Below are 23,155 nucleotides of genomic sequence, written 5' to 3'. Positions count from 1 at the left end.
ACATCCCCTTTGCCTGCTTGAAATATCGAACGACCGGTGCGTATTTTGTACGGGTCGCACAGCCTGTGCGGCCGTATTACAAGGATAAGAAGTCATGACTAGCGAAGGACGCAGCCCGCTCGCCGAGCACCTGGCTGGAGTCGAAGAGATCGAATGCGTCACCCCCGACCTCAACGGGGTGCCGCGCGGCAAGGTGATGACCGGCGAGGGCTTCCTCTCCGGGCGGCGCCTGCAGCTGGCCCGCGGCGTGCTGCTGCAGTGCATCATGGGCGGCTACCCGCCGGCGCGCTTCTACGGCAGCGACGACGGCGACCTGGCCCTGGTCGCCGAGCCCACCCAGGTGCACCGCCTGCCCTGGAGCGACACCCCGCGTGCCCTGGCCATCTGCGATGCGGTGGAGCTGGACGGCCAGCCCTCCGGCCTGTCCAGCCGCGGCCTGCTCAAGCAGGTGGTGGCGCGCTACGCCGAGCATGGCTGGCAGCCGGTGGTGGCCACCGAGCTGGAATTCTTCGTCTTCGCCCCCAACCCGGACCCGCACCAGCCGTTCCAGCCGCCGCTGGGCCTGGATGGCCGCCGCGAGATGGGCCACTCGGCGTTCAGCGTTTCATCCAACAACGGCCTGCGCCCGTTCTTCGAGGACGTCTACCGCTGCATGGCCGCGGTGGGGCTGGAGCGCGACACCTTCATGCACGAGATGGGCACCAGCCAGTTCGAGATCAACTTCCTGCACGGCGACCCCGTGCTGCTGGCCGACCAGACCTTCCTGTTCAAGCACCTGCTCAAGGAGGTGGCGCTCAAGCACGGCCTGCTGGTGGTCTGCATGGCCAAGCCGCTGGCGCACACCCCGGGCAGCTCCATGCACATCCACCAGAGCGTGGTGGACGGCGAGGGCCGCAACATCTTCAGCGACGCCGATGGCGAGGCCACCCCGGCTTTCCGTCATTTCATCGGCGGCCTTCAGGCCTGCCTGGCCGATTTCACCCTGCTGTTCGCGCCCAACGTCAATTCGTTCCAGCGCCTGTGCCACCCCTACGCCTCGCCGAACAACGCCTGCTGGTCCCACGACAACCGGGCCGCCGGCCTGCGCATCCCGGCCAGCCCGCCGGTGGCGCGGCGGGTGGAGAACCGCCTGCCGGGCGCCGACGCCAACCCCTACCTGGCCATCGCCGCCAGCCTGGCCGCCGGCCTGCACGGCATCGAGAACGAGCTGGAGCCCGACACGGCCATCCAGGGCGAGTTCGAGGTGCCGGACGAGCTGCTGCTGCCCTGCACGATGTACGACGCATTGCGCCGCCTGAAGCGCAGCGAGCTGGCGCGGCGGATGTTCGGCGCCGAATTCGTCGATGGCTATGCGGCCAGCAAGGAGATGGAGCTGACCAGCTTCTTCGACGAGATCAGCCCCTGGGAGCGGCGCGTTCTCGCTGCCCAGGCGTGACCTGCGCGGGGCCCGCCACGGCGGGTCCCGACCACCGGCTTTGCCGTGGACGACGCCTTCCACCGCGTACCCGTCATGGGGCTCGACGCGCCTCGCGCCAGGCTCTAGGCTGGTAGCGAACGCCCGCCTTCGCGCGGGCGGCTTTGTGTAGTACGGCGGCGCCCTGCCGCCCGTCTTGGACCGGAGGTCCGATGCGGATTTTCACTGCCTTCCGTGCGCTTTACTTCGCCACCCTCACCCTGCTGACCGGCTCCGGCCTGCTGAGTACCTACCTGGGCCTGCGCCTGGCTGCCGAGAAGGTCGACGGCCTGTGGATCGGCGCCATGATGGCGGCCTACTACCTGGGCCTGGTGCTGGGCGGCAAGATCGGCCACCGGCTGATCGCCCGGGTCGGCCACATCCGTGCCTACGTGGCCTGCGGCGGCCTGGTCACCGCGGCGGTGCTGGGCATCGGCCTGACCAGCTGGCCGGCGATCTGGCTGCTGCTGCGAACGCTCATCGGCCTGGGCATGATGTGCCAGTACATGGTCATCGAGAGCTGGCTCAACGAGCAGGCCGAGGCGCGCCAGCGCGGCGCGGTGTTCGCCGGCTACATGGTGGCCTCCTACCTGGGGCTGGTGGCCGGCCAGCTGATCCTGGTGGTGCACCCGGGGCTGGGGCCGGACCTGCCGATGATGATCGCGCTGGCCTTCGCCCTGTCGCTGATCCCGGTGTCCATCACCCACAAGGTCCACCCCGCGCCGTTGCGCCCGGCACCGCTGGAGCCGCGTTTCTTCATCCAGCGGGTGCCGCAGTCGCTGACCACGGTGCTGGTCTCCGGGCTGGTGATCGGTTCCTTCTACGGCCTGGCGCCACTGTACGCCACCGAGCAGGGCCTGAGCGTCGAGCAGATCGGCGTGTTCATGGGCGTATGCATCTTCGCCGGGCTGCTGGTGCAGTGGCCGCTGGGCTGGCTGTCGGACCGCTACGACCGCGCGCTGCTGATCCGCAACGCCGGCATCCTGCTGCTGGTGTTCGCCTTGCCGCTGGCGGCGCTGCCGTCGCTGCCGATGGAGGCCATGGTGCCCATGGGCTTCATGGTCTGCCTGGTGCAGTTCACCCTTTACCCGCTGGCGGTGGCCTTCTCCAACGACCACGTCGAGGGTGAACGGCGGGTATCGCTGACCGCCATGCTGCTGGTCACCTTCGGCGTCGGCGCCTGCATCGGCCCGCTGGCGACCGGCGCGCTGATGCGCGCCTTCGGGCCGAACATGCTCTATGCCTTCGCCGCGACCTGTGCGCTGATCGTCATCTGGCGCGTGCGCCCGGAGAAGGTCAGCGGCCTGCACCGCGTCGACGAGGCGCCGGTCAAGCACGTGCCCACGCCGGACAGCCTGGCCACCTCGCCACTGTCGGCGGCGCTCGACCCGCGGGTGGCCGACGAGACGGTGACGGAGCAGATGAAGACCGCTCCGGCGCCGGCGGAGCCCGAGGCGCCTGCCGTGGCCGAGGAGGAAGAGGAGAGCCGGCCGGGGTAGGGCAGGGGAAGGGAAGCGCCCGCTGGCTGGCGGGCGCTAGAACAGCTCGTCTTTCTCGAAGCGCCGCGCTTCGCGCTGCAGCTGGTAGACGAAGCGTTCGATGTGGCGCTGCTCCAGGCCGCTCATGCGGTTGAAGCGCAGCCCGGCGAAGCTCGTGTTGACCTTCTCGTCGAAGTGCACGTGGCGCAGTTCCACTTCCACGGTGATGGCGCCGAACGGCAGGCGGGCGGTGAAGCGCTCGTAGAGCTGGCCGGGTTGCAGGCGCTCGTGCACGTCGCCGGCGAAGCGCACCTTGCAGCCGGTGGCGGAGATGTCCAGCAGGTTGCCGGTCAGGGCGGCCTTGAGCTTGTCGCCGGCCAGTTCCACGGTGACCGGCTGGGTCTGCTTGAGGGTGGCGCGGTAGGCGTTGCGGCGCTGGTGGTAGAGCATTTCCGGCGGCATCGGCAGCCAGTAGCAGCGGGCGCCGTCGAGTTCGCTGAACTGCGCGCCCTGCTGGCATTCCCAGGCGATCCGCACGCCTTCGTGAAAGGCTTCGATGCGGAAGCTCTCGCCGTTCTGCAGGAAACGTTCCCCGTCATTGGGAATCAGTTCGTCGAGGGCCACGCGGTTGCGCTCGCGGTCTACCGCGACGACGAAGCTCTGGAAACGCTGGTTGCGCTCGGCGAAGCTGATCACCAGCGGGTCATGGCTGTCCATCAGGATTCGCAGGTTGGCCTGGATCTCCACGGCCGCCTTGAGCGTCTTCGGCGGTTGCGGGCCATTTTCCTCGGCGAACGGGCTTGCCACGGTCCTACGATCTCCAGATGTATTTATTGTGGGAATTTTCTTTTGCAAGGCGATGGCATTCTGCCGCATCGCCTGGCCGGGCGCCAGGGCTCAGGCCTGGCTGAGGGGACGTTGGCGGTTGCCCTGGGTCGCGCCGCCGCGGCGGTCGTAGAGGCTGGGCGTGTCCTGGCCGCGGAGGATGTCCAGCAGGCGCCCGGTGGCGTGCTGGTCGTTGCGGATGACGCGGCCGTTGCGCAAGTTGGCCTGCTGGCACTGTTCCAGCAGCGCCGCCAGGCGCTCGCTGAGTTCGACGGTGGTCGGCGCCACCTTGCCCTGGGCGGCCAGCGCGGCGAGGCCGGCGCGGTCGCTGCTGACGCCGGCCTGGCGCAGTGCCTCGCTGCGCTGGCGGCCATTGCGCTCCAGCTGCTGGAGCAGCGGCAGCTTGCTTTCGAGCAGGCCCTGCAGGCGCTCCAGGTCACGCGCCTCGAGGGCGTGGAATTCATCCTCGATCAGCTGCAGAAGAGCCTCGGCGGCGCCGATATCCTCGGTGATCAGGTGGAGCAGGCTGGCGTTCGGCATGGCGGCTCGGCGTTCAGGGCGTCCTTGGAAAACCCCGCGCTCAGCGCTGGGATTCGAAGTCGAGCAGTTTGCCGGCGACTTTCTGGCTGTCGACCTGGTAGCTGCCATCGGCGATGGCCTGCTTGAGCCGCGCGACCTTTTCCGAGTCGACGACGGGTTGGTCTTTCAGCTGGTCGCTGGCTTTCTGCAATTGCTGGGCGGTGCTGCTCAGTTGCACGGACTCACCGCTGCCAGTGGCCTGCGCGCTGCCGGCGCTTTCGCTGCCGGCGGCTTCGCCACGGCCGGCCTGGGGCTTGCCGGTGCTGCCGGTGGAGACCGGCGCGCTGGCATTGTTCAGCCGGTTGAAGTCGATGACCATGGTAGTGAACCTCTGCGGGTTTAGGACGCTTGCCTGTAGGTTTCGGCTGACATCCAGAAAACTTTAGGGCGGTTTTTCGTGCACCTTCGCACAGTTTAGTGAAGGCGGGCGCGCCAGCGCCAGACTTCCGCCGCTAGAGCGTGACCTGCACCGCGCCTGGTTCCACCACCCGGGCCCTGATGATGCGCTGCGAACGCAGGTTGCGCACGCGTATCTGCTCGCCGGGCACCCCGTCGGCCATGGCTTCGCCGGGCATCACCACGTTGACCGTGCCGGTTTGCGCGCGGATCACCACCTGGTCGCCCTTGCGCACTGCCGCGGCCTGTTCGAGGAACACCGGGGCGAGGATCTGGTCGCTGACCGTCGGTCGCTTGAGCTTCTGCCCGACGGCCTGCTGCGGGTCGGTCAGGTAGCCCTGGCTGAGCAGGCCGATGTCGCGCTCCACCAGGCTGATGTCGCCCGGCTCCAGCACGTGGTCGCGCTTGAGCGGCAGGGTGGTCACCAGCACCTGGCGGAACAGCTTGACCTGGGCCGGCACGTACACCGACCAGGGCGAGGAACCGTCGCAGCGCACCAGCACCGAGACGCGTCCCACGGGCTGCGCGGGGCTTTCCAGTGACTGCGTCAGGTCCTTGTCGCAGGCCGCCAGGCGCAGGCGCGGGTCGATGCGTGCCACTTCTATCTCGTAGCGCGCGTCGATACCGCTGCGTTGCAGATAATCTTCCACCTTGAACTCAAGAAAGCCCTGGGTGGAGCCGATAAGAATCTCGGGCGCGGTAAAGTCGTCGGCCCAGGTCGGACCCGGGGCGAATGCGCCCAGCATGCACAGCACTCCACAGAGTGACCGGACATGGGCTCGGGGCCGTCGGAAAAACGTCGTTGGCAGTTTCATGCCACGACTTCAAGCAAGGCTCGTGCCGATTGTCGCCATGCGCGGCACGGCGGATACGAAGGGGGCGCAATGGCCGGAGTCATGGATTCGGTCAACCAGCGGACGCAGCTGGTTGGGCAGAATCGTCTCGAACTGCTGCTGTTCCGGCTGGATGGCAGCCAGTTGTACGGCATCAACGTGTTCAAGGTGAAGGAGGTACTGCAGTGCCCGCGCCTGACCGTGATGCCCAAGTCCAGCCCGGTGGTGCGCGGGGTGGCGAACATCCGCGGCGGCACCATCCCGATCCTCGACCTGTCGATGGCCACCGGCCGTCGCGGCCTGCGCGAGATCAACAACAGCTTCGTGATCATCACCGAGTACAACACCAAGGTGCAGGGCTTCCTGGTGCATTCGGTGGAGCGCATCGTCAACATGAACTGGGAGGAGATCCATCCGCCACCCAAGGGCACCGGCCGCGAGCACTACCTGACGGCGGTGACGCGGGTGGACAAGCAACTGGTGGAGATCATCGACGTGGAGAAGATCCTCGCCGAGGTCGCGCCCACCAGCGAGGACATCTCCGAAGGCGTGATCGACGCCGACACCCAGGCCCAGGCGGTGAGCAAGCGGGTGCTGGTGGTGGACGATTCCTCGGTGGCGCGCAAGCAGCTGATCCGCTGCCTGGAGACCGTGGGCGTGGAAGTGCTCGCGCTCAATGACGGACGCCAGGCGCTGGACTACCTTCAACAGATGCTTGCCGCTGCTGGCAATCCGGGCCAGGAATTGCTGATGGTGATCTCCGACATCGAGATGCCGGAAATGGATGGCTACACCCTGACCGCGGAGATTCGCCACGATCCGCGGCTGCAGGACCTGCACATTCTCCTGCATACTTCGCTGTCCGGGGTGTTCAACCAGGCGATGGTGCGGAAGGTCGGGGCCAACGACTTCCTCGCCAAGTTCCGGCCCGATGACCTGGCGGCGCGTGTCGTCGAGCGCATCAAGGCGGCGGACGCACGCTGAGGAGGGCACTTCGGGGTAGTCTGCAACGGCCGGGGGCGACCCCGGCCGCCTGGCGTCCGGACCGGCGCCGGGCCAACTGGAAAGAGGCGTGATCGGTGACATCGACCAACATGGAATTCGAGCTGTTCCGGGATTTCCTGGAGAAGGCCTGCGGCATCGTCCTGGGTGCCAACAAGCAGTACCTGGTCGCCAGCCGCCTGAACAAGCTGATGGAGCAGCAGGGCATCAGGAGCCTGGGCGAGCTGGTGCAGAAGATCCAGGTCCGCAGCCAGTTGCGCGAGCAGGTGGTGGATGCCATGACCACCAACGAGACCCTCTGGTTTCGCGACACCTATCCCTTCGAGGTGCTGAAGAACCGCATCCTCGCTGAAATGATCAAGGCCAGCCCGGGCCAGCGCCTGCGCATCTGGTCGGCGGCCTGCTCCTCGGGGCAGGAGCCCTACTCGCTGTCGATGGCCATCGACGAGTTCGAGAAGACCAACCTCGGCCAGCTCAAGGCCGGCGTGCAGATCGTCGCCACCGACCTCTCCGGCTCCATGCTCAACGCCGCCAAGGCCGGCGAGTACGACAGCCTGGCCATCGGCCGCGGGCTGTCCCAGGAGCGCCTGCAGCGCTACTTCGACGCCAAGGGGCCGGGCCGCTGGGCGGTGAAGCCGGCGATCAAGGGCCGCGTCGAGTTCCGCGCGCTGAACCTGCTGGAGAGCTACGCCACCCTGGGCAAGTTCGACCTGATCTTCTGCCGCAACGTGCTCATCTATTTCTCCGCCGAGGTCAAGCGCGACATCCTGCTGCGCATGCACGCCCAGCTCAAGCCCGGCGGCTACCTGTTCCTCGGCGCCTCCGAGGCGCTCAACGGGCTGCCGGAGCATTACCAGATGGTGCAGTGCAATCCGGGGATCATCTACAAGGCCAAGTAGCCAGGCGTTACGCCGGGCGCACGTCCCTGTAGCCCGCTGGGCTCTCGCGACATCCATGTTGCACGACCTCCTGAGCGCGGCTCTGCGTAGGGCGCATAACGCCTACGGCGTTATCCGCCGCGGCCGTCGGGCACCGGCGTTCCGGCCAACGGCGGATAACCGCGAACGGTTATTCGCCCTACGGTCGAGCACGGACCGTAGGAGCGGGCCCTGCCCGCGAATCGCGCGCAGGGCGCGCTCCTACAGGTGGGACAGCGGTGGCGGGGTAGGCGGACTTTGTCCGCGATTGGATTCACCGGCCACGCCGGACGCCCCGGTGGCACGGACAGCCCCCTCTCCCGCTTGCGGGAGAGGGCCGGGGAGAGGGGGCTCTTGAGCCCAATACCTACGTCACCGGCAACCACTTCGAATGGGCAGAACGCTTTGCCGCCGGGCGGTAAAGCCTTGCCGCTTGCCGCGGTTTGCCGCCCTTTGCCGCTCGCGGATCATCGGCAATTCATTGATCTATAAGGATTTAACGTTTTGGCACGCACCTTGCTGAAGTGCTGGCAAGCCCACACCGGCAAACAGGTTCGTGACCATGAGCATCAGCTTCGACTCCGCCCTCGGCATCCACGCACAAGCCCTCAGCTTCCGCTCGCAGCGCGCCGAGGTGCTGGCCAATAACCTGGCCAACGCCGACACCCCCAACTACAAGGCGCGCGACCTGGACTTCGCTTCGGTGCTCGCGGCCCAGGCCGACAAGGCCAAGAGCGGCACCTTCAGCACCGCCGTCACCAACGCCCGGCACATCGAGGCCGATGGCGCGGCCATGGGCGACGACTCGCTGAAGTACCGTATCCCGACCCACCCCTCCATCGACCAGAACACTGTCGACGAGCAGGTCGAGCAGGCCAACTACGCGCAGAACGCCGTGCAGTTCCAGGCCAGCTTCACCTTCCTCAACAGCAAGTTCAAAGGCCTGATGGGCGCCCTGCGCGGAGAGTGATAGCCATGTCCCTTGCCAGTGTCTTCAACATCGCCGGTAGCGGCATGAGTGCCCAGACCACCCGTCTGAACACCACCGCCTCGAACATCGCCAACGCCGAGAGCGTGTCCTCGAGCATCGACCAGACCTACCGCGCCCGCCACCCGGTGTTCTCCGCCATGTTCCAGCAGGCGCAGAACGGCCAGGGCTCGCTGTTCCAGGACACCGACCAGGCCGGCACCGGCGTGCAGGTGCTGGGCGTGGTCGAGGACCAGAGCCCGCTGGTGCCGCGCTACGAGCCGAACCACCCGGCCGCCGACGCCAATGGCTACGTGTACTACCCCAACGTCAACGTGGTGGAGGAGATGGCCGACATGATGTCCGCCAGCCGTTCCTTCCAGAGCAACGCGGAAATGATGAACACCGCCAAGCAGATGATGCAGAAGGTCCTGACCCTGGGTCAGTAAGCGCAGAGGACGCCCCATGAGCATCGACAACACCAGCAGCACCTCGAACTCGATCCTCTCGTCGCTCAACGCCGGGTCGAGTTCCTCGTCTTCCGCCTCGGAAACCGGCACCAGTGCGCTGGGCAAGGACTCGTTCCTGCAACTGCTGGTCACCCAGCTGAACAACCAGAACCCGCTGGACCCGCAGGACAACACCCAGTTCGTTTCCCAGCTCGCCCAGTTCAGCAGCCTGGAGAGCATGGAGAACCTGGATACCACCCTGGGCAACTTCTATTCCTCGTTCCAGTCGTCCCAGGCGCTGCAGGCCTCGTCCCTGGTCGGCCGCTCGGTGATCGTCAACTCGAGCAAGGTCCAGGTCGACGACCCCAGCGCCGGCGTGCAGGGCTCGCTGGTGATGCCGTCCAACGGCGATGGCGTGACCCTGAAAATCTATGACGACGACGGCGAGCTGGTGCGCACCATCGACATGGGCAGCCAGAAGAGCGGCAACATCGACTTCACCTGGGATGGCAAGGACGACAGCGGCGAGCAGGTGGCCTCCGGCACCTACACCGTCAAGGCCAGCGCCACCCTGGATGGCACCAGCACCGCGCTGACCACCTACCTGCCGGCCACGGTCAACAGCGTCACGCTGGGCCAGAGCGGCGGGGAAATGACCCTCAATCTCGCTGGCATCGGCAGTGTCTCCGCCTCCAGCATTCAGACCATCGGAAAATAACGCCGTCCTTCGGCACGGGAGCTGACCATGTCTTTCAATACCGCCCTGAGTGGTTTGAACGCCGCTAGCACGGACCTGAACGTGACCGGCAACAACATCGCCAACGTCGGGACCACCGGCTTCAAGTCGTCGCGCACCGAGTTCGCCGACCTGTACGCCGCCTCGATGCTCGGCACCGGGCGCAATGCCGTTGGCAGTGGCGTGATCACCCAGTCGGTTTCGCAACAGTTCACCCAGGGCAACCTGACCTCCACCGGCCGCAGCCTGGACCTCGCCATCAGCGGCAACGGCTTCTTCATGGTCAGCGACAACGGCAGCCGCCTGTACACCCGCAACGGCTCCTTCAACACCGATGCCAACGGCTTCATCGTCGATGGCTCGGGCAACCGCCTGCAGGGCTATGGCGTCAACGGCAACGGCTCGGTCGTCAACGGCGTGATCACCGACCTGAAGGTGGACACCTCCAACCAGCCGCCGAGCCCGACCTCGAAGATCACCTCGACCCTGAGCCTGAACTCGGCGGCCAGCACGCCGACGAACGCCACCTTCGACCCCGCCGATTCCGACAGCTACAACTGGTCGACCTCGGTGGACATCTACGACTCCCAGGGCAACTCGCATACCATGACGAACTACTTCGTCAAGGACAGCAGCAACAACTGGACCATGCACACCCTGGTCGACGGCCGCTCGCCGACCGACCCGACCAGCACCACGCCGCTGGATAGCCAGCTGAGCTTCAACAGCGCCGGCCAGTTGACCGGCATCACCTCCACCGGCATGACGGTCAATGCGGACAACACCATGACCCTCACCGGCTGGGTGCCGGCGGCGGTCGCCGACTCCACCACCGACCCGGTGACCTGGGGGCCCAATGGCGCGGCCGGGGCCGCCGCCGGCATCAACCTCGACCTGACCAAGACCACCCAGACCAACGCCGCCTTCGCGGTCACCGCGGTGACCCAGGACGGCTACGCCACCGGCCAGATGTCCGGCCTGGCGGTGGACGTGGACGGGCAGATGTACGCCACCTACACCAACGGCCAGTCGAAGGTGATCGGCCAGATGGTGCTGGCCAACTTCGCCAACACCCAGGGTCTGACCCCGGTGGGCAGCACCGCCTGGAAACAGTCGCTGGCCTCGGGCGAGGCGGTGATCGGCACGCCCACCTCGGGCACCCTGGGCTCGGTGGGTTCCGGCTCGCTGGAAGAGTCCAACGTCGACCTGACCGCGCAACTGGTCAACCTGATAGTCGCCCAGCGCAACTACCAGGCCAACGCCAAGACCGTGCAGACCGAAAGCACCATCTCCGACACCATCATCAACCTGCGTTGATGGCGGCAAAGGCCGCTTGCCGCAGGCGGCAGTCCGTCGCCGCCTGACGGCCACCAAGGCTCCTCCGGGAGCCTTTTCTTTTTGATTCCTCCTTTCGAATCAGCGCCTTGCGCTGATTTTTCAATTCTGGCACAGCCCTTGCTGAGGTCCCTTCAGCACCGCCGGGAATCCGACCCGGCACTGGAGGAATGCCTTGGACAGAATGCTGTATGTCGCCATGAGCGGCGCGAGCCAGAACACGCAGGCCATGCAGGCTCACGCCAACAACCTGGCGAACATTTCCACGACCGGTTTCCGTCGCGACTTCGAACAGGCGCGGGCCATGCCGGTCTTCGGCGACAGCTTTCCGGCGCGCGTATTCGCCATGAGCGAACGCCCGGCCACCGATTTCACCGCCGGCGCCCTGCAGGAAACCGGGCGTGACCTGGACGTCGCCGCCAAGGGCGACGCCTGGATCGCCGTGCAGGCCCCGGATGGCGGCGAAGCCTACGTGCGCACCGGCAGCCTGGAAATCGACGCCCTCGGCCAACTGCGCACCGGCGACGGCTTGCCGGTGCTCGGCAATGGCGGGCCCATCGCCATTCCGCCGGAAGAGAAGGTCGAGATCGGCGAGGACGGCACCATCACCGTCCGCGGCCAGGGCAACAATCCCAACGCGCTGGCCACCGTCGACCGCATCAGGCTGGTCACTCCGGACCCGAAGCAGCTGGAGAAGGGCACCGACGGCATGATCCGCATGAAGCAGGGCCAGCCGGCGCCGCAGGCCGACGCCAACGCCAGCGTGCAGTCGGGTTTCCTGGAGGCGAGCAACGTCAACGCGGTGGAAGAAATGACCTCGATCCTGGCGCTGTCCCGCCAGTTCGAGCTGCACGTGAAGATGATGCGTACCGCCGAGGACGATTCCCAGGCCATGGCGCGGGTTTTGCAATTTAGCTAATCACCAGATCGAGGCGTCATGAATCCGACGCCCGAGGAGAATCGATATGCTTCCGGCACTGTGGGTCAGCAAGACCGGCCTGTCCGCCCAGGACATGAACCTGACCACCATTTCCAACAACCTGGCGAACGTCTCCACCACCGGCTTCAAGCGCGACCGCGCGGAGTTCCAGGACCTGCTGTACCAGATCAAGCGCCAGCCCGGCGCCCAGTCGACCCAGGACAGCCAGCTGCCCTCGGGCCTGCAGCTGGGTACCGGCGTGCGCATCGTCGGCACCCAGAAGAACTTCACCGCCGGCAGCCTGCAGACCACCGACAACCCGCTGGACATGGCGGTCAACGGCCGTGGCTTCTTCCAGGTGCTGACCCCGGACGGCACCGTCGCCTACACCCGCGACGGCAGCTTCCACCTGAACTCCGACGGCCAGATCGTCACCTCCAACGGCAACGCCCTGGAGCCGGCCATCGTGGTCCCGGCGGAAACCCAGACCTTCACCGTCGGCAACGACGGCACCGTGTCGGTGACCGTGGCCGGCAACTCGCAGCCGCAGATCATCGGCAACATCCAGACCGCCGACTTCATCAACCCGGCGGGCCTGCAGGCGACCGGCAACAACCTGTTCCTGGAAACCGCCGCCAGCGGCGCGCCCCAGGTCGGCACCCCGGGCCTGAACGGCCTGGGCACCGTGCAGCAGAACACCCTGGAGAACTCCAACGTCAGCGTGGTGGAGGAGATGGTCAACATGATCACCACCCAGCGCGCCTACGAGATGAACTCCAAGGTGATCTCCACCGCCGACCAGATGCTGTCCTTCATCACCCAGAACCTTTGATGCATGACGCGGGCCCCGTGGCCCGCGAGTTAGTGGCTCTCCCCGAGAGGTAGTTGCAATGAACCGTTCCCATCTTCTCCCGCTGCTGGCGCTCGCCGCGCTGGCCGGTTGCGTCAGTCCTCCGCCGAAGCCGGACGACCCGTACTACGCGCCGGTCATGCCACGCACGCCCATGCCCGCGGCACAGAACAACGGTTCCATCTACCAGTCCGGGTTCGACAACAACCTCTACGGCGACCGCAAGGCCTTCCGTATCGGTGACATCATCACCATCACCCTCAACGAGAAGACCCAGGCGAGCAAGAAGGCCAACTCGGACATCTCCAAGGACAGCAGCAACAAGATGGGCCTGACCTCGCTGTTCGGCGGCAGCGCCACCACCAACAACCCCTTCGGCAGCGGCGACCTGAGCCTCAGCGCCGAGTACAGCGGCAACCGCGAGACCAAGGGCGACAGCGCGGCGGGGCAGAGCAACAGCCTGACCGGCTCGATCACCGTGACCGTGGCCGAAGTCATGCCCAACGGCATCCTCGCCGTGCGCGGCGAGAAATGGATGACGCTGAACACCGGCAACGAGCTGGTGCGCATCGCCGGGCTGATCCGCGCCGACGACATCGCCACCGACAACACCGTGTCCTCGACCCGCGTGGCGGATGCGCGCATCACCTACTCGGGCACCGGCGCCTTCGCCGACGCCAGCCAGCCCGGTTGGCTGGACCGCTTCTTCCTCAGCCCGCTGTGGCCGTTCTGAGCAGGTGAACTGAGATGTCGATCTTCTCCCGCCTGCTCATGGTGCTTGGCCTGTCCTGCGTGGCGCTCGCCGCCCAGGCCGAGCGCCTGAAGGACATCGCCAGCATCCAGGGCGTGCGCAGCAACCAACTGATCGGCTACGGCCTGGTGGTCGGCCTCAACGGTACCGGCGACCAGACCACGCAGACGCCCTTCACCCTGCAGACCTTCAACAACATGCTGGCGCAGTTCGGCATCAAGGTGCCGGCCGGCAGCGGTAACGTGCAGTTGAAGAACGTCGCCGCGGTGTCGGTGCACGCCGACCTGCCGCCCTTCGCCAAGCCGGGCCAGGCCATCGACGTGACCATCTCCTCCATCGGCAACGCCAAGAGCCTGCGCGGCGGCAGCCTGCTGATGACCCAGCTCAAGGGCATCGACGGCCAGACCTACGCCATCGCCCAGGGCAACCTGGTGGTGGGCGGCTTCGACGCCGAGGGCCGCGACGGCTCGAAGATCACTGTCAACGTGCCCTCGGCCGGCCGCATCCCCTCCGGCGCCACCGTCGAGCGCGCGGTGCCGAGCGGCTTCGACCAGGGCAACAGCCTGACGCTGAACCTCAACCGCCCCGACTTCACCACCGCCAAGCACATCGTCGACCGCATCAACGACATGCTCGGCCCGGGCGTGGCCCAGGCCATCGACGGCGGCTCGGTGCGCGTCAGCGCGCCGCTGGACCCGAACCAGCGGGTGGACTACATGTCGGTGCTGGAGAACCTGGAGATCCAGTCCGGCGAGGCGGTGGCCAAGGTCATCATCAACTCGCGCACCGGCACCATCGTCATTGGCCAGAACGTCCGCGTGTCGCCGGCCGCCGTGACCCACGGCAGCCTCACCGTGACCATCACCGAGGATCCGATCGTCAGCCAGCCCGGCCCGCTCTCCAACGGCCAGACCGCGGTGGTGCCGCGCTCGCGGGTGAACGCCGAGCAGGAAGCCAAGCCGATGTTCAAGTTCGGCCCGGGCACCACCCTGGACGAGATCGTCCGCGCGGTGAACCAGGTGGGCGCGGCGCCCAGCGACCTGATGGCCATCCTCGAAGCCCTCAAGCAGGCCGGCGCGTTGCAGGCCGAGCTGATCGTCATCTGAGGACGCCGCCATGGACGCACGACTGCTCAATTCCGGCACCAGCGCCAGCGACAGCCAGGCCTACACCGACCTCAACCGCCTCAGCCAGCTGAAGAGCGGCGACCGCAACAGCCAGGGCAACATCCGCAAGGTGGCCCAGGAGTTCGAGTCGCTGTTCCTCAACGAGATGCTCAAGTCGATGCGCTCGGCCAACGAGGTGTTCGCCAAGGACAACCCGCTCAACAGCGAGACCGCCAAGCAGTACCAGGACATGTACGACCACCAGTTGTCGGTGTCCCTGGCGCGCGAGGGACACGGCGTCGGCCTGGCCGACGTGCTGGTCAAGCAGATGGAGAAGATGCAGGGTGTGCGCCACACCGGCGACAACCCCTTCGCCCAGGTCCAGGCGCAGGCCGACACCCAGGCCACCCAGGCGGTGGCGGGGCAGGACCGGCAGCGGGCGAAGAGCCTGTGGTCCGCCAGCGGCAAGCCGCTGCCGCAGCCCGAGCCCGGCCGCGACGACCGCCAGGCGCTGAATGCGCGGCGCCTGGCCCTGCCGGGCAAGCTGGCCCAGCGCATCGCCGCCGGCATAGTGCCGGACGCCAATGCCACCAGCGCCAGCCAGCCGACGCAACTGGCCAGCAGCGACTGGCGCAACGGCAGGGGCTACACCCGCCAGGACGACAGCGCCACGAGCAGCGCTGCCGTCGCCGATGCCTCGGCCATTTCGACCAAGCCGGGCAAGTCCATGTTCGCCTCGGCCGACGACTTCGTCGCCACCATGCTGCCGATGGCCGAGCGCGCCGCCAGGCGCATCGGTGTCGACCCGCGCTACCTGGTGGCCCAGGCCGCGCTGGAAACCGGCTGGGGCAAGAAGATGATCGCCCAGCGCGACGGCAGCAGCAGCCACAACCTGTTCGGCATCAAGAGCGGTTCGAGCTGGAAGGGCGACTCGGCGCGCGCGGTCACCAGCGAGTACGAGAACGGCAGGCAGGTGAAGGAAGTGGCCTCGTTCCGTGCCTATAACTCCTTCGAGCAGAGCTTCCAGGACTACGTCAGCTTCCTGCAGAACAACGACCGCTACCAGGACGCCCTGGACTCCACCGCGCGCCCCGAGCAGTTCATGAAGGAACTGCAGCGCGCCGGCTACGCCACCGACCCGCAGTACGCGCGCAAGGTGTCGCAGATCGCCAGGCAGATGCAGGTCTACCAGACCGTGGCCATGGCCGACGGCCCGACCCGTACGCTTTGAATGGAACGCTCTAAGGAAAGCCCATGAGCCTGTTATCCATAGGACTGTCCGGCCTCAACGCCTCGCAAACGGCGCTGAGCACCACCGGCAACAACATCACCAACGTCGACACCGCCGGCTACACCCGCCAGCAGTCGATGCAGGTCAGTTCGGCCGCGCAGTTCTCCGGCCGCTACTACGTGGGCACCGGCACCACGGTGCAGGACGTGCGCCGGATGTACAGCGAGTTCCTGGCCAACCAGCTGCGCGGCGCGACGGCGGTGAACAGCGATGCGCAGACCTACCTGAGCCAGGTCAACCAGGTCGACTCGCTGCTGTCGGACAGCACCACCGGCCTGTCCTCGGTGATGCAGAACTTCTTCGCCTCGCTGCAGACCGCGGCCGGCACCCCGACCGACGCCGCCTCGCGTCAGCTGGTGCTGACCCAGGCGAGCAACCTGGCGCAGCGCTTCAACTCCATCTCCACCCAGCTGGGCACCCAGAACAGCTACGTCAACACCCAGATGAGCAGCCTGGCCGGGCAGGTCACCGACCTGGCCAAGACCATCGCCCAGTACAACCAGGCGATCACTGCTGCCGAGTCCGCCGGCGCCAGCGCCAACGACCTGCAGGACAAGCGCGACCAGGCGGTGGTGCAGCTGTCGGACATGATCGGCGTCAGCGTGGTCAAGCAGGGCAGCAGCTACAACCTCTACCTGGGCTCCGGCCAGCCGCTGGTGGTGGGCAGCAACGCCTCGACACTGACTGCCAGCCCCAGCGCCAGCAACCCGTCGCAGTACAGCCTGTCGCTGAACTCCAGTTCCAGCGGCGTGGCCATGGACGTCACTTCGGTGGTCACTGGCGGCCAGATGGGCGGCCTGCTGCGTTACCGCAGCGAGGTGCTGAACACCACCCAGAACGAACTGGGGCGCATGGCCATCGTCCTCGCCGACACCTTCAACAGCCAGTTGGCCCAGGGCCTGGACCTCAACGGCAACTTCGGTGCCCAGCTGTTCAAGGACATCAACGACGCCAGCGTGATCGGCAACCGCAGCCTGGCCAACGGCCACAACACCGGCACCGGCAACCTCAACGTCAGCATCGACGACAGCAGCGCGCTGACCACCAGCGACTACGAGGTGACCTTCACCTCGGCCACCGGCTACACCGTCAGGCGCCTGTCAGATGGCGAGGTGATGGGCAGCGGCGATCTCACGGACGACCCGCCCAAGGAGTTCGACGGCTTCAGCCTCAGCCAGCAGAGCGTCGGCACCATCCAGGCCGGCGACCGCTTCACGGTGATCCCGACGCGCACCGCCGCGGCGGACATCTCCGTGGCGATGACCGACTCCAACCGCCTGGCGCTGGCTTCGCCGCTGGTCTCCACCGCCACCACCGGCAACATCGGCAGCGGCACCATCAGCGGCACCAGCCTGACCACCCAGCTCGACTCCAGCAACAGCGCCGATCTGTCGGCGGCGATCAAGGCCGGCACGCCGGTCAAGCTGGTGTTCGACGCCGCCGCCAGCGACGGCACCCAGGGCTACACCCTCTACGATTCCGCCGGCAATTCGCTGGGCACCGGCAGCATAGTGCCGGGGCAGAGCAACGACATCAGCATCACCGTGCCCGGCACGCCGTCATTCAGCTTCCAGACCAGCATCGGCGGTTACCCCGGCAAGGGCGACAGCTTCACTGTCGGCTTCAATTCCGATGGCGATGCCGACAACGGCAACGCGCAGAAGCTCATCGACCTGCAGAGCGCCAAGACCGTCGGCAGCGGTATCGGCAGTGGCAGCGGCATGAGCCTCACCGGCGCCTACAGCAGCCTGACCGAGACCGTCGGCGCCCAGGCCAACCAGGCCAAGCTGGACGCCACCGCCACCGACGCGGTGCTGACCCAGGCGCAGAACACCCGCGACTCGCTGTCGGCGGTCAACCTCGACGAAGAGGCGGCCAACCTGGTGAAGTTCCAGCAGTACTACACGGCCTCCGCGCAGATCATCAAGACCGCGCAGACGCTCTTCGACACCCTGATCAACAACATCTGAGGCGGCCGTGATGCGTATTTCCACCCCGCAGATCTTCAGTTCCAACATCGACAACTACAACCGCGGCTACGCCAGCCTGGCCAAGACCCAGGAGCAGATCTCCAGCGGCGTGCGCATCCAGACCCCCGCCGACGACCCCGTCGGCGCCGCGCGCCTGCTGCAGTTGCAACAGCAGCAGGCGTTGCTGACCCAGTACAGCAGCAACATGACTACCGCGCAGAACGCCCTGAACCAGGAAGAGAGCGTGCTGTCCTCCATCACCAACGTGCTGCAGCAGGCTCGCGAGGTCGCGGTACGGGCCGGTGACGGCTCCCTCACCGACGACGACCGCAAGGCCCTGGCCGACCAGCTCGGGCAGATCCAGCAGCAGCTGCTGACGCTGATGAACAGCAAGGACGCCAGCGGCAACTACCTGTTCTCCGGCAGCAAGAGCACGGTGCAGCCGTTCATCCAGAACGCCGACGGCACCTACAGCTACCAGGGCGACCAGAGTTCGCTGAACCTGCAGATCGCCGACAACCTGCTGCTGCCGACCAGCGACAACGGCTGGAGCATCTTCGAGATGGCGGCCAACGCCAGCCGCACCACCAGTTCGCTGGGCAGCGACCCGAACACCGACGGCGTGCAGCGGGCGTTCCTCTCCCAGGGCACGGTGACCAGCGACAGCACCTACAACGCCAGCTTCCGCGATGGCGCGCCCTACACCCTGAACGTGCTCAGCGGCACCCAGTACCAGATCCTCGACAAGGACGGCAACGACGTCACCAGCGAGGTCAACACCAACGGCACCTACGACGCCACCTCGGCGGACAGCAACGCCATCAGCTTCCGCGGCGCGCAGTTCCAGCTCGACGTCTCGCTGCCCAGCAGCGACGATGCCAGCGACATGGACAGCCTGGTCGGCGGCTACAGCTTCAGCTTCGGCGTGGCGGCCGACGACGTTTCGATCAAGCGCAGCGCCAGCAACGCCTCGGGCGCGCAGATCACCAGCGGCACGGTCAGCAACCAGACCGCCTACACCACCCAGTTCCCGGCCAACGGCGTGCAGCTGAAGTTCACCAGCGCCACCGACTACGAGGTCTACGCGCTGCCAGCCACCCAGGGCGCCACTCCGATCTCCAGCGGTACCCTCGGCGGCACCTTCCCGCAGACCATCAGCGTGGCCGGCGTCGACCTCTCGATCAGCGCCTCGCCGGCGACCGGCGACCAGTTCAGCGTCACCACCAGCTCGCCGGAGCGGCAGAACATCCTCAACACCATCGGCGACCTGCGCACCGCGCTGAGCGCCTCCACCGCCAACGATCCGCAGGCCCAGCTGAACATCCGCAACATGGTGGCCTCGGCGCTGACCAACATCGACAACGGCATGAACCAGGTGATGAACGTGCAGTCGTCGGTGGGCTCGCGGTTGAACACCATCGACGTGCTCAGCCAGGAAAACCAGAGCCTGAGCCTGACCAACAGCACCACCCAGTCGTCGATCCGCGACACCGACATGGCCGAGGCCACCTCCAAGCTGGTCCTGCAGCAAACCATGCTCGAGGCGGCCCAGGCGGCGTTTGCCCGGGTCAGCCAGTTGAGTCTGTTCAACAAGCTCTGAGCCTACTCGATCGCCGTGCGTCTTCCGTCGGAGGGCGTGCGGCGTTTCTTTCGGCGGCAATCCCTTGCCGCTGCCTCCCGGCGCCTCCGGCCGGCGCTTCAAGCCTTCCTCATTCCCCCGCATGCCAGGCCCCGCGCACCCGTGGGGAAGATGGCATTCAATTTGCTGAGGTCCTGTCGGGGCGGTTTTTCCAGTCAGCAAATTGACGCCCTGCCCACTGGCTGAATTCCGGACAAGAGTCCAACCGCCAGTGCTTTAGGAACCTTCGCCAGACCTTGCCGTAGCGGCAGGCGGGGAGAGATGCAGCATGTTGAACACGATCATTCCCTACGGAGCCCCGGCCAGGTCCGGTATCGGCCAGGTGACTTCGAACCTCCGCCTCATGCGCGGGAGGAAGCTCGACTTCCCCCTGTCGCATTCCCGTCGCTGCGTGTGCCCGATGTCGGTTGGCGGGTGGCAGCCATGACAAAGAGCATCCCGGTCACCCGGCCCCTGCTTCCTCCGCTGAACGAGTTCCTGCCCTACCTGGAACAGGTCTGGGCCAGCGGCATCCTCACCAATGGCGGCGACATGCACCGTGCCCTGGAGAAGGCGCTGTGCGAATACCTTGGCGTCGAGCACATCGCCCTGTTCGCCAACGGCACGCTGGCGCTGGTCACCGCCCTGCAGGCGCTGCGCATCACCGGGGAAGTGATCACCACGCCCTATTCCTTCGTCGCCACCGGCCATTCGCTGCTGTGGAACGGTATCCGCCCGGTGTTCGTCGACATCGACCCGCAGACGCTCAGCCTGGACCCGGCGAAGATCGAGGCGGCGATCACCCCGCAGACCACCGCGATCATGCCGGTGCACTGCTACGGCAACCCCAGCGACGTCGAGGCCATCCAGGCCATCGCCGACAACTACAACCTGCGGGTGATCTACGACGCGGCCCATGCCTTCTCGGTGCGCGACGCCGGCGGCAGCATCCTGCGCCACGGCGACCTGAGCGTGCTCAGCTTCCACGCCACCAAGGTGTTCAACACCTTCGAGGGCGGGGCGATCATCTGCCCCGACGAGAAAACCTACCGGCGCATCGGCCATCTGAAGAACTTCGGCTTCGTCAATGAAACCACGGTGGTGGCCCCCGGCATCAACGGCAAGATGAGCGAGATCAACGCCGCCTTCGGCCTGTTGCAGCTGCGGCACATCGACCGTGCGCTGGCGCGGCGCAAGGAAATCGATAACCTCTACCGTGAGCGCCTGGTCGGCTTGCCGGGGCTGAACTTCATCGAGTTCCGTACCGGGTGCGTGTCCAACCACGCCTATTTCCCCGTGCTGATCGACGAGGATTTCGCCGTGGAGCGCGACCGGCTGTACGAGCTGTTGCGCGAGCAGGGCATCGTGGTGCGCCGCTACTTCTACCCGCTGATCAGCGACTTCCCGATGTACCGCGGCCTGCCGTCGGCCGACCCGAGCAACCTGCCGGTCGCCCGCCAGGTGGCGAGCCAGGTGCTGTGCCTGCCGATCTACCCGGACCTGGCCGACGAGGATGTCGAGCGTATCTGCGACCTGGTCATCAGTGCGGGAGTCCGGGCGTGATTCTCGCGGTCATGCAACCCTACTTCTTCCCTTACCTGGGCTATTTCCAGTTGGCGGGGAGCGTGGACCACTTCGTCTTCCTGGACGATGTGGCTTTCATTCGCCGGGGGTTCATCCACCGCAACAGCATCCTGCTCGATGGTCAGCCATTCCGCTTCACGCTGCCGGTGGAAGGGGCCAGCCAGAACCTGCGGATCGACCAGCACCATTTCGTTGGCGATCACGACAAGTTTCTCCAACTGATACGCCATGCCTACCGGCGGGCTCCATTCTTCGACGTGGTTTTCGCCCTGCTCGAGTCCATCTGCCGGATGCCCGAGCAGAATGTCGCTCGCGTCTGCGCCGCTTCCGTCCAGGCGGTCTTCGCCTACCTCGGCAGGCCGCTTTCGGTTTCCTTCGCCTCGCAGATGCCCAGCTCGCTTCAGGGGCAGGAACGCATTCTGGAGCTTTGCCGGCTCTTCGGGGCCGACGCCTACCACAACGCCAGCGGTGGCCGTTCGCTATACAGCGCCACCGCGTTTCGTGAACAGCACGTGCAACTGCGTTTCGTACATGGCTGCTTTCCAGCCTACCAGCAACAGAAAGTGGAGAACTTCATGCCAGGCCTGTCGATGATCGACGTGCTGATGCACAACCCGCCCGAGACCGTCGAGCGGATGCTGTCGATGGGCGAGTTGGAGGAGGTCGCATGACTACCCGTGCAGTCGAATCCCCGGTCATCGCCGTAGTGCTCGCTGGAGGGCGTGGCCTGCGCTTCGGCAGCGAGCTGCCCAAGCAGTTCGTCAAGTTGGCCGGGCGCATGGTCATCGAGCATACCGTCGAAGTCTTCGAGCACTCGCCGGCAGTGGAGCAGATCGTGCTGGTGGTGCCTGGCGGCTACGAAAGCGTGCTCTGGGAGGCGGCCACCCGCAATGGCTGGCGCAAGGTGGCGAAGATCGTCGCCGGTGGCCGGGACCGTGCCGACTCCACCGCTTCGGCAATCGCCGCTCTGGACGGGCAGCCGGAGCAGGCTCGGATACTCATTCATGATGCGGCGCGCCCGCTGCTGGACCAGCCGACCATCGTCCGCTGCCTGGACGCGCTGGAGCGGTACGACGCAGTGGATGTGGTGGTGCCCGCCAGCGACACCATCGTCGAGGTGGCGGGGGAGGGGCATATTCGCGACATCCCTGACCGCAGCCGGCTACGCCGTGGACAGACGCCGCAGGGGTTCCGCCTTGGTATCCTGCGTGAGGCCTATCGACTCGCCGAACGCAGAGGGCTGGAGGGCGTGACCTGCGATTGTGGCGTGCTGCGCCGGGAAATGCCCGAGGTGACCATCGCTACCGTAGCCGGCTCGCCCTCCAATCTGAAAATCACCGACGGGGTGGACCTGTATATCGCCGAAAAGCTGATCCAGATCCGCAGCACCCAGGCTGCGCAGGATGATGGCCTGCAGGACCTGTTGCGTGACCGCGTGGTGGTGGTGATCGGCGCAAGCTACGGCATTGGCGCTTCGGTGGCCGAGCTGGCCAGGGCCCATGGCGCTCGCGTACATGGCGCCAGCCGTGGCGAGGGCAACATCGATATTTCCCGCCGCAGCGACGTGGAGCGCTTCCTCGCCGAGGTGGCGCAGCGTGAAGGACGAATAGATGCGGTGGTCAATACCGCCGGCATGCTGCTGCACAAGCCATTGGCCCTGCTCAGCGAATCCGAGGTGGAGCAACTCATCGCCACCAACCTCACCGGCACCATCCACCTGGCCCAGGCTGCCCATGGGTACCTGCGCGAAAGCCGCGGTTGCCTGGTGAACTTCGCCTCCAGCTCCTACACCCGGGGGCGTGCATTCTATGCCGCCTACAGCGCCACCAAGGCTGCGGTGGTCAACCTCACCCAGGCACTGGCCGAGGAATGGGCGAGCGAAGGAATCCGCGTGGTCTGCATCAATCCCGAACGGACCCGCACGCCCATGCGTACGCGGAACTTCGGTGCCGAACCGGTCGAGAGCCTGCTGGATCCCTCGGCAGTGGCGCTCGCTACCCTGCAGGCGCTGGGCTCGACCCTGACAGGTATGGTGTTCGATGTGCGCCGCCATGGTTGAGGAGGGGGCCGCGATGGTCGCCGGCGTTCCGCTGGCA

Annotated in this window: 22 protein-coding genes; 18 read left to right on the top strand and 4 right to left on the bottom strand. The window is 66.4% G+C overall.

Going from position 1 to position 23,155, the window contains the following annotated elements:
* Positions 1–196 precede the first annotated feature (196 nt).
* Together PKO50_RS23045 and PKO50_RS23040 are read left to right on the top strand one after the other, a co-directional pair.
* Positions 197–1,435: a glutamine synthetase family protein gene (locus PKO50_RS23045; RefSeq protein WP_275630520.1), complete on the top strand. Its 1,239-nt coding sequence runs from the start codon at positions 197–199 to the stop codon at positions 1,433–1,435.
* Between the two features lie 191 nt (positions 1,436–1,626).
* Entirely contained in the window at positions 1,627–2,952 is a 1,326-nt protein-coding gene (locus tag PKO50_RS23040; protein ID WP_109934148.1) for an MFS transporter, read from the top strand.
* Positions 2,953–2,988: 36 nt separating this feature from the next.
* On the opposite strand, the gene PKO50_RS23035 is transcribed toward PKO50_RS23040, so the two are convergent.
* The 4 genes from PKO50_RS23035 to flgA form a co-directional block, all read right to left on the bottom strand.
* Entirely contained in the window at positions 2,989–3,738 is a 750-nt protein-coding gene (locus PKO50_RS23035; RefSeq protein ID WP_109934149.1) for a flagellar brake protein, read from the bottom strand.
* 90 nt (positions 3,739–3,828) lie between these two features.
* Positions 3,829–4,296 (bottom strand): flagellar export chaperone FlgN, encoded by a 468-nt coding sequence (flgN, locus tag PKO50_RS23030; RefSeq protein WP_089391808.1) that lies wholly within the window; start codon positions 4,294–4,296, stop codon positions 3,829–3,831.
* Between the two features lie 40 nt (positions 4,297–4,336).
* Positions 4,337–4,654: a flagellar biosynthesis anti-sigma factor FlgM gene (gene flgM / locus PKO50_RS23025; RefSeq protein WP_275627328.1), complete on the bottom strand. Its 318-nt coding sequence runs from the start codon at positions 4,652–4,654 to the stop codon at positions 4,337–4,339.
* A gap of 133 nt (positions 4,655–4,787) precedes the next feature.
* Positions 4,788–5,477, bottom strand: a complete 690-nt coding sequence (gene flgA / locus PKO50_RS23020; protein ID WP_109934151.1) for a flagellar basal body P-ring formation chaperone FlgA — start codon at positions 5,475–5,477, stop codon at positions 4,788–4,790.
* Positions 5,478–5,615: 138 nt separating this feature from the next.
* On the opposite strand from flgA, the gene PKO50_RS23015 reads away from it, so the two are divergent.
* The 16 genes from PKO50_RS23015 (at position 5,616) to PKO50_RS22940 (ending at position 23,118) form a co-directional block, all read left to right on the top strand.
* On the top strand, positions 5,616–6,548 hold the full coding sequence (locus tag PKO50_RS23015) for a chemotaxis protein CheV (RefSeq protein WP_275627327.1): 933 nt from the start codon (positions 5,616–5,618) through the stop codon (positions 6,546–6,548).
* Positions 6,549–6,643: 95 nt separating this feature from the next.
* A complete protein-coding gene (gene cheR, locus PKO50_RS23010; protein ID WP_275627326.1) occupies positions 6,644–7,465 on the top strand; it encodes a protein-glutamate O-methyltransferase CheR in 822 nt (273 codons plus the stop codon).
* 580 nt (positions 7,466–8,045) lie between these two features.
* Positions 8,046–8,453 (top strand): flagellar basal body rod protein FlgB, encoded by a 408-nt coding sequence (flgB, locus tag PKO50_RS23005; RefSeq protein ID WP_089391803.1) that lies wholly within the window; start codon positions 8,046–8,048, stop codon positions 8,451–8,453.
* A gap of 5 nt (positions 8,454–8,458) precedes the next feature.
* A complete protein-coding gene (gene flgC, locus PKO50_RS23000) occupies positions 8,459–8,899 on the top strand; it encodes a flagellar basal body rod protein FlgC (protein ID WP_089391802.1) in 441 nt (146 codons plus the stop codon).
* Positions 8,900–8,915: 16 nt separating this feature from the next.
* Complete coding sequence (gene flgD / locus PKO50_RS22995) at positions 8,916–9,617, top strand: flagellar hook assembly protein FlgD (RefSeq protein WP_275627325.1); 702 nt, start codon at positions 8,916–8,918, stop codon at positions 9,615–9,617.
* 27 nt (positions 9,618–9,644) lie between these two features.
* The gene (gene flgE, locus PKO50_RS22990) at positions 9,645–10,952 is read left to right on the top strand and encodes a flagellar hook protein FlgE (RefSeq protein ID WP_275627324.1); all 1,308 of its coding nucleotides are present in this window, start codon (positions 9,645–9,647) and stop codon (positions 10,950–10,952) included.
* Positions 10,953–11,145: 193 nt separating this feature from the next.
* Positions 11,146–11,889 (top strand): flagellar basal-body rod protein FlgF, encoded by a 744-nt coding sequence (gene flgF / locus PKO50_RS22985; protein WP_089391799.1) that lies wholly within the window; start codon positions 11,146–11,148, stop codon positions 11,887–11,889.
* A gap of 46 nt (positions 11,890–11,935) precedes the next feature.
* On the top strand, positions 11,936–12,721 hold the full coding sequence (gene flgG / locus PKO50_RS22980; protein ID WP_074976357.1) for a flagellar basal-body rod protein FlgG: 786 nt from the start codon (positions 11,936–11,938) through the stop codon (positions 12,719–12,721).
* Positions 12,722–12,779: 58 nt separating this feature from the next.
* The gene (gene flgH / locus PKO50_RS22975; protein ID WP_275627323.1) at positions 12,780–13,472 is read left to right on the top strand and encodes a flagellar basal body L-ring protein FlgH; all 693 of its coding nucleotides are present in this window, start codon (positions 12,780–12,782) and stop codon (positions 13,470–13,472) included.
* A 14-nt stretch (positions 13,473–13,486) separates the two neighbouring features.
* Positions 13,487–14,596, top strand: coding sequence for a flagellar basal body P-ring protein FlgI (locus PKO50_RS22970; protein WP_275627322.1), 1,110 nt, complete (start codon positions 13,487–13,489; stop codon positions 14,594–14,596).
* Positions 14,597–14,606: 10 nt separating this feature from the next.
* A complete protein-coding gene (gene flgJ, locus PKO50_RS22965) occupies positions 14,607–15,827 on the top strand; it encodes a flagellar assembly peptidoglycan hydrolase FlgJ (RefSeq protein WP_109933462.1) in 1,221 nt (406 codons plus the stop codon).
* A gap of 23 nt (positions 15,828–15,850) precedes the next feature.
* Complete coding sequence (gene flgK, locus PKO50_RS22960) at positions 15,851–17,857, top strand: flagellar hook-associated protein FlgK (protein ID WP_275627321.1); 2,007 nt, start codon at positions 15,851–15,853, stop codon at positions 17,855–17,857.
* A gap of 10 nt (positions 17,858–17,867) precedes the next feature.
* On the top strand, positions 17,868–19,457 hold the full coding sequence (locus tag PKO50_RS22955; protein WP_275627320.1) for a flagellar hook-associated protein 3: 1,590 nt from the start codon (positions 17,868–17,870) through the stop codon (positions 19,455–19,457).
* 462 nt (positions 19,458–19,919) lie between these two features.
* Positions 19,920–21,038, top strand: a complete 1,119-nt coding sequence (locus PKO50_RS22950; protein WP_275627319.1) for a DegT/DnrJ/EryC1/StrS family aminotransferase — start codon at positions 19,920–19,922, stop codon at positions 21,036–21,038.
* On the top strand, positions 21,035–21,730 hold the full coding sequence (locus PKO50_RS22945) for a WbqC family protein (RefSeq protein ID WP_275627318.1): 696 nt from the start codon (positions 21,035–21,037) through the stop codon (positions 21,728–21,730). Before PKO50_RS22950 ends, PKO50_RS22945 begins: the two co-directional genes overlap by 4 nt.
* Positions 21,727–23,118, top strand: coding sequence for a bifunctional cytidylyltransferase/SDR family oxidoreductase (locus tag PKO50_RS22940; protein ID WP_109933458.1), 1,392 nt, complete (start codon positions 21,727–21,729; stop codon positions 23,116–23,118). The genes PKO50_RS22945 and PKO50_RS22940 overlap by 4 nt, the downstream gene beginning before the upstream one ends.
* Positions 23,119–23,155: the final 37 nt, after the last annotated feature.

It is taken from the genome of Pseudomonas sp. 273 (assembly GCF_029201425.1).
Classification (GTDB): Bacteria; Pseudomonadota; Gammaproteobacteria; order Pseudomonadales; family Pseudomonadaceae; genus Pseudomonas; species Pseudomonas delhiensis.
The sequence above is the reverse complement of the archived record's forward strand: the minus strand, read 5'-3'. Positions and strand labels throughout refer to the sequence as shown.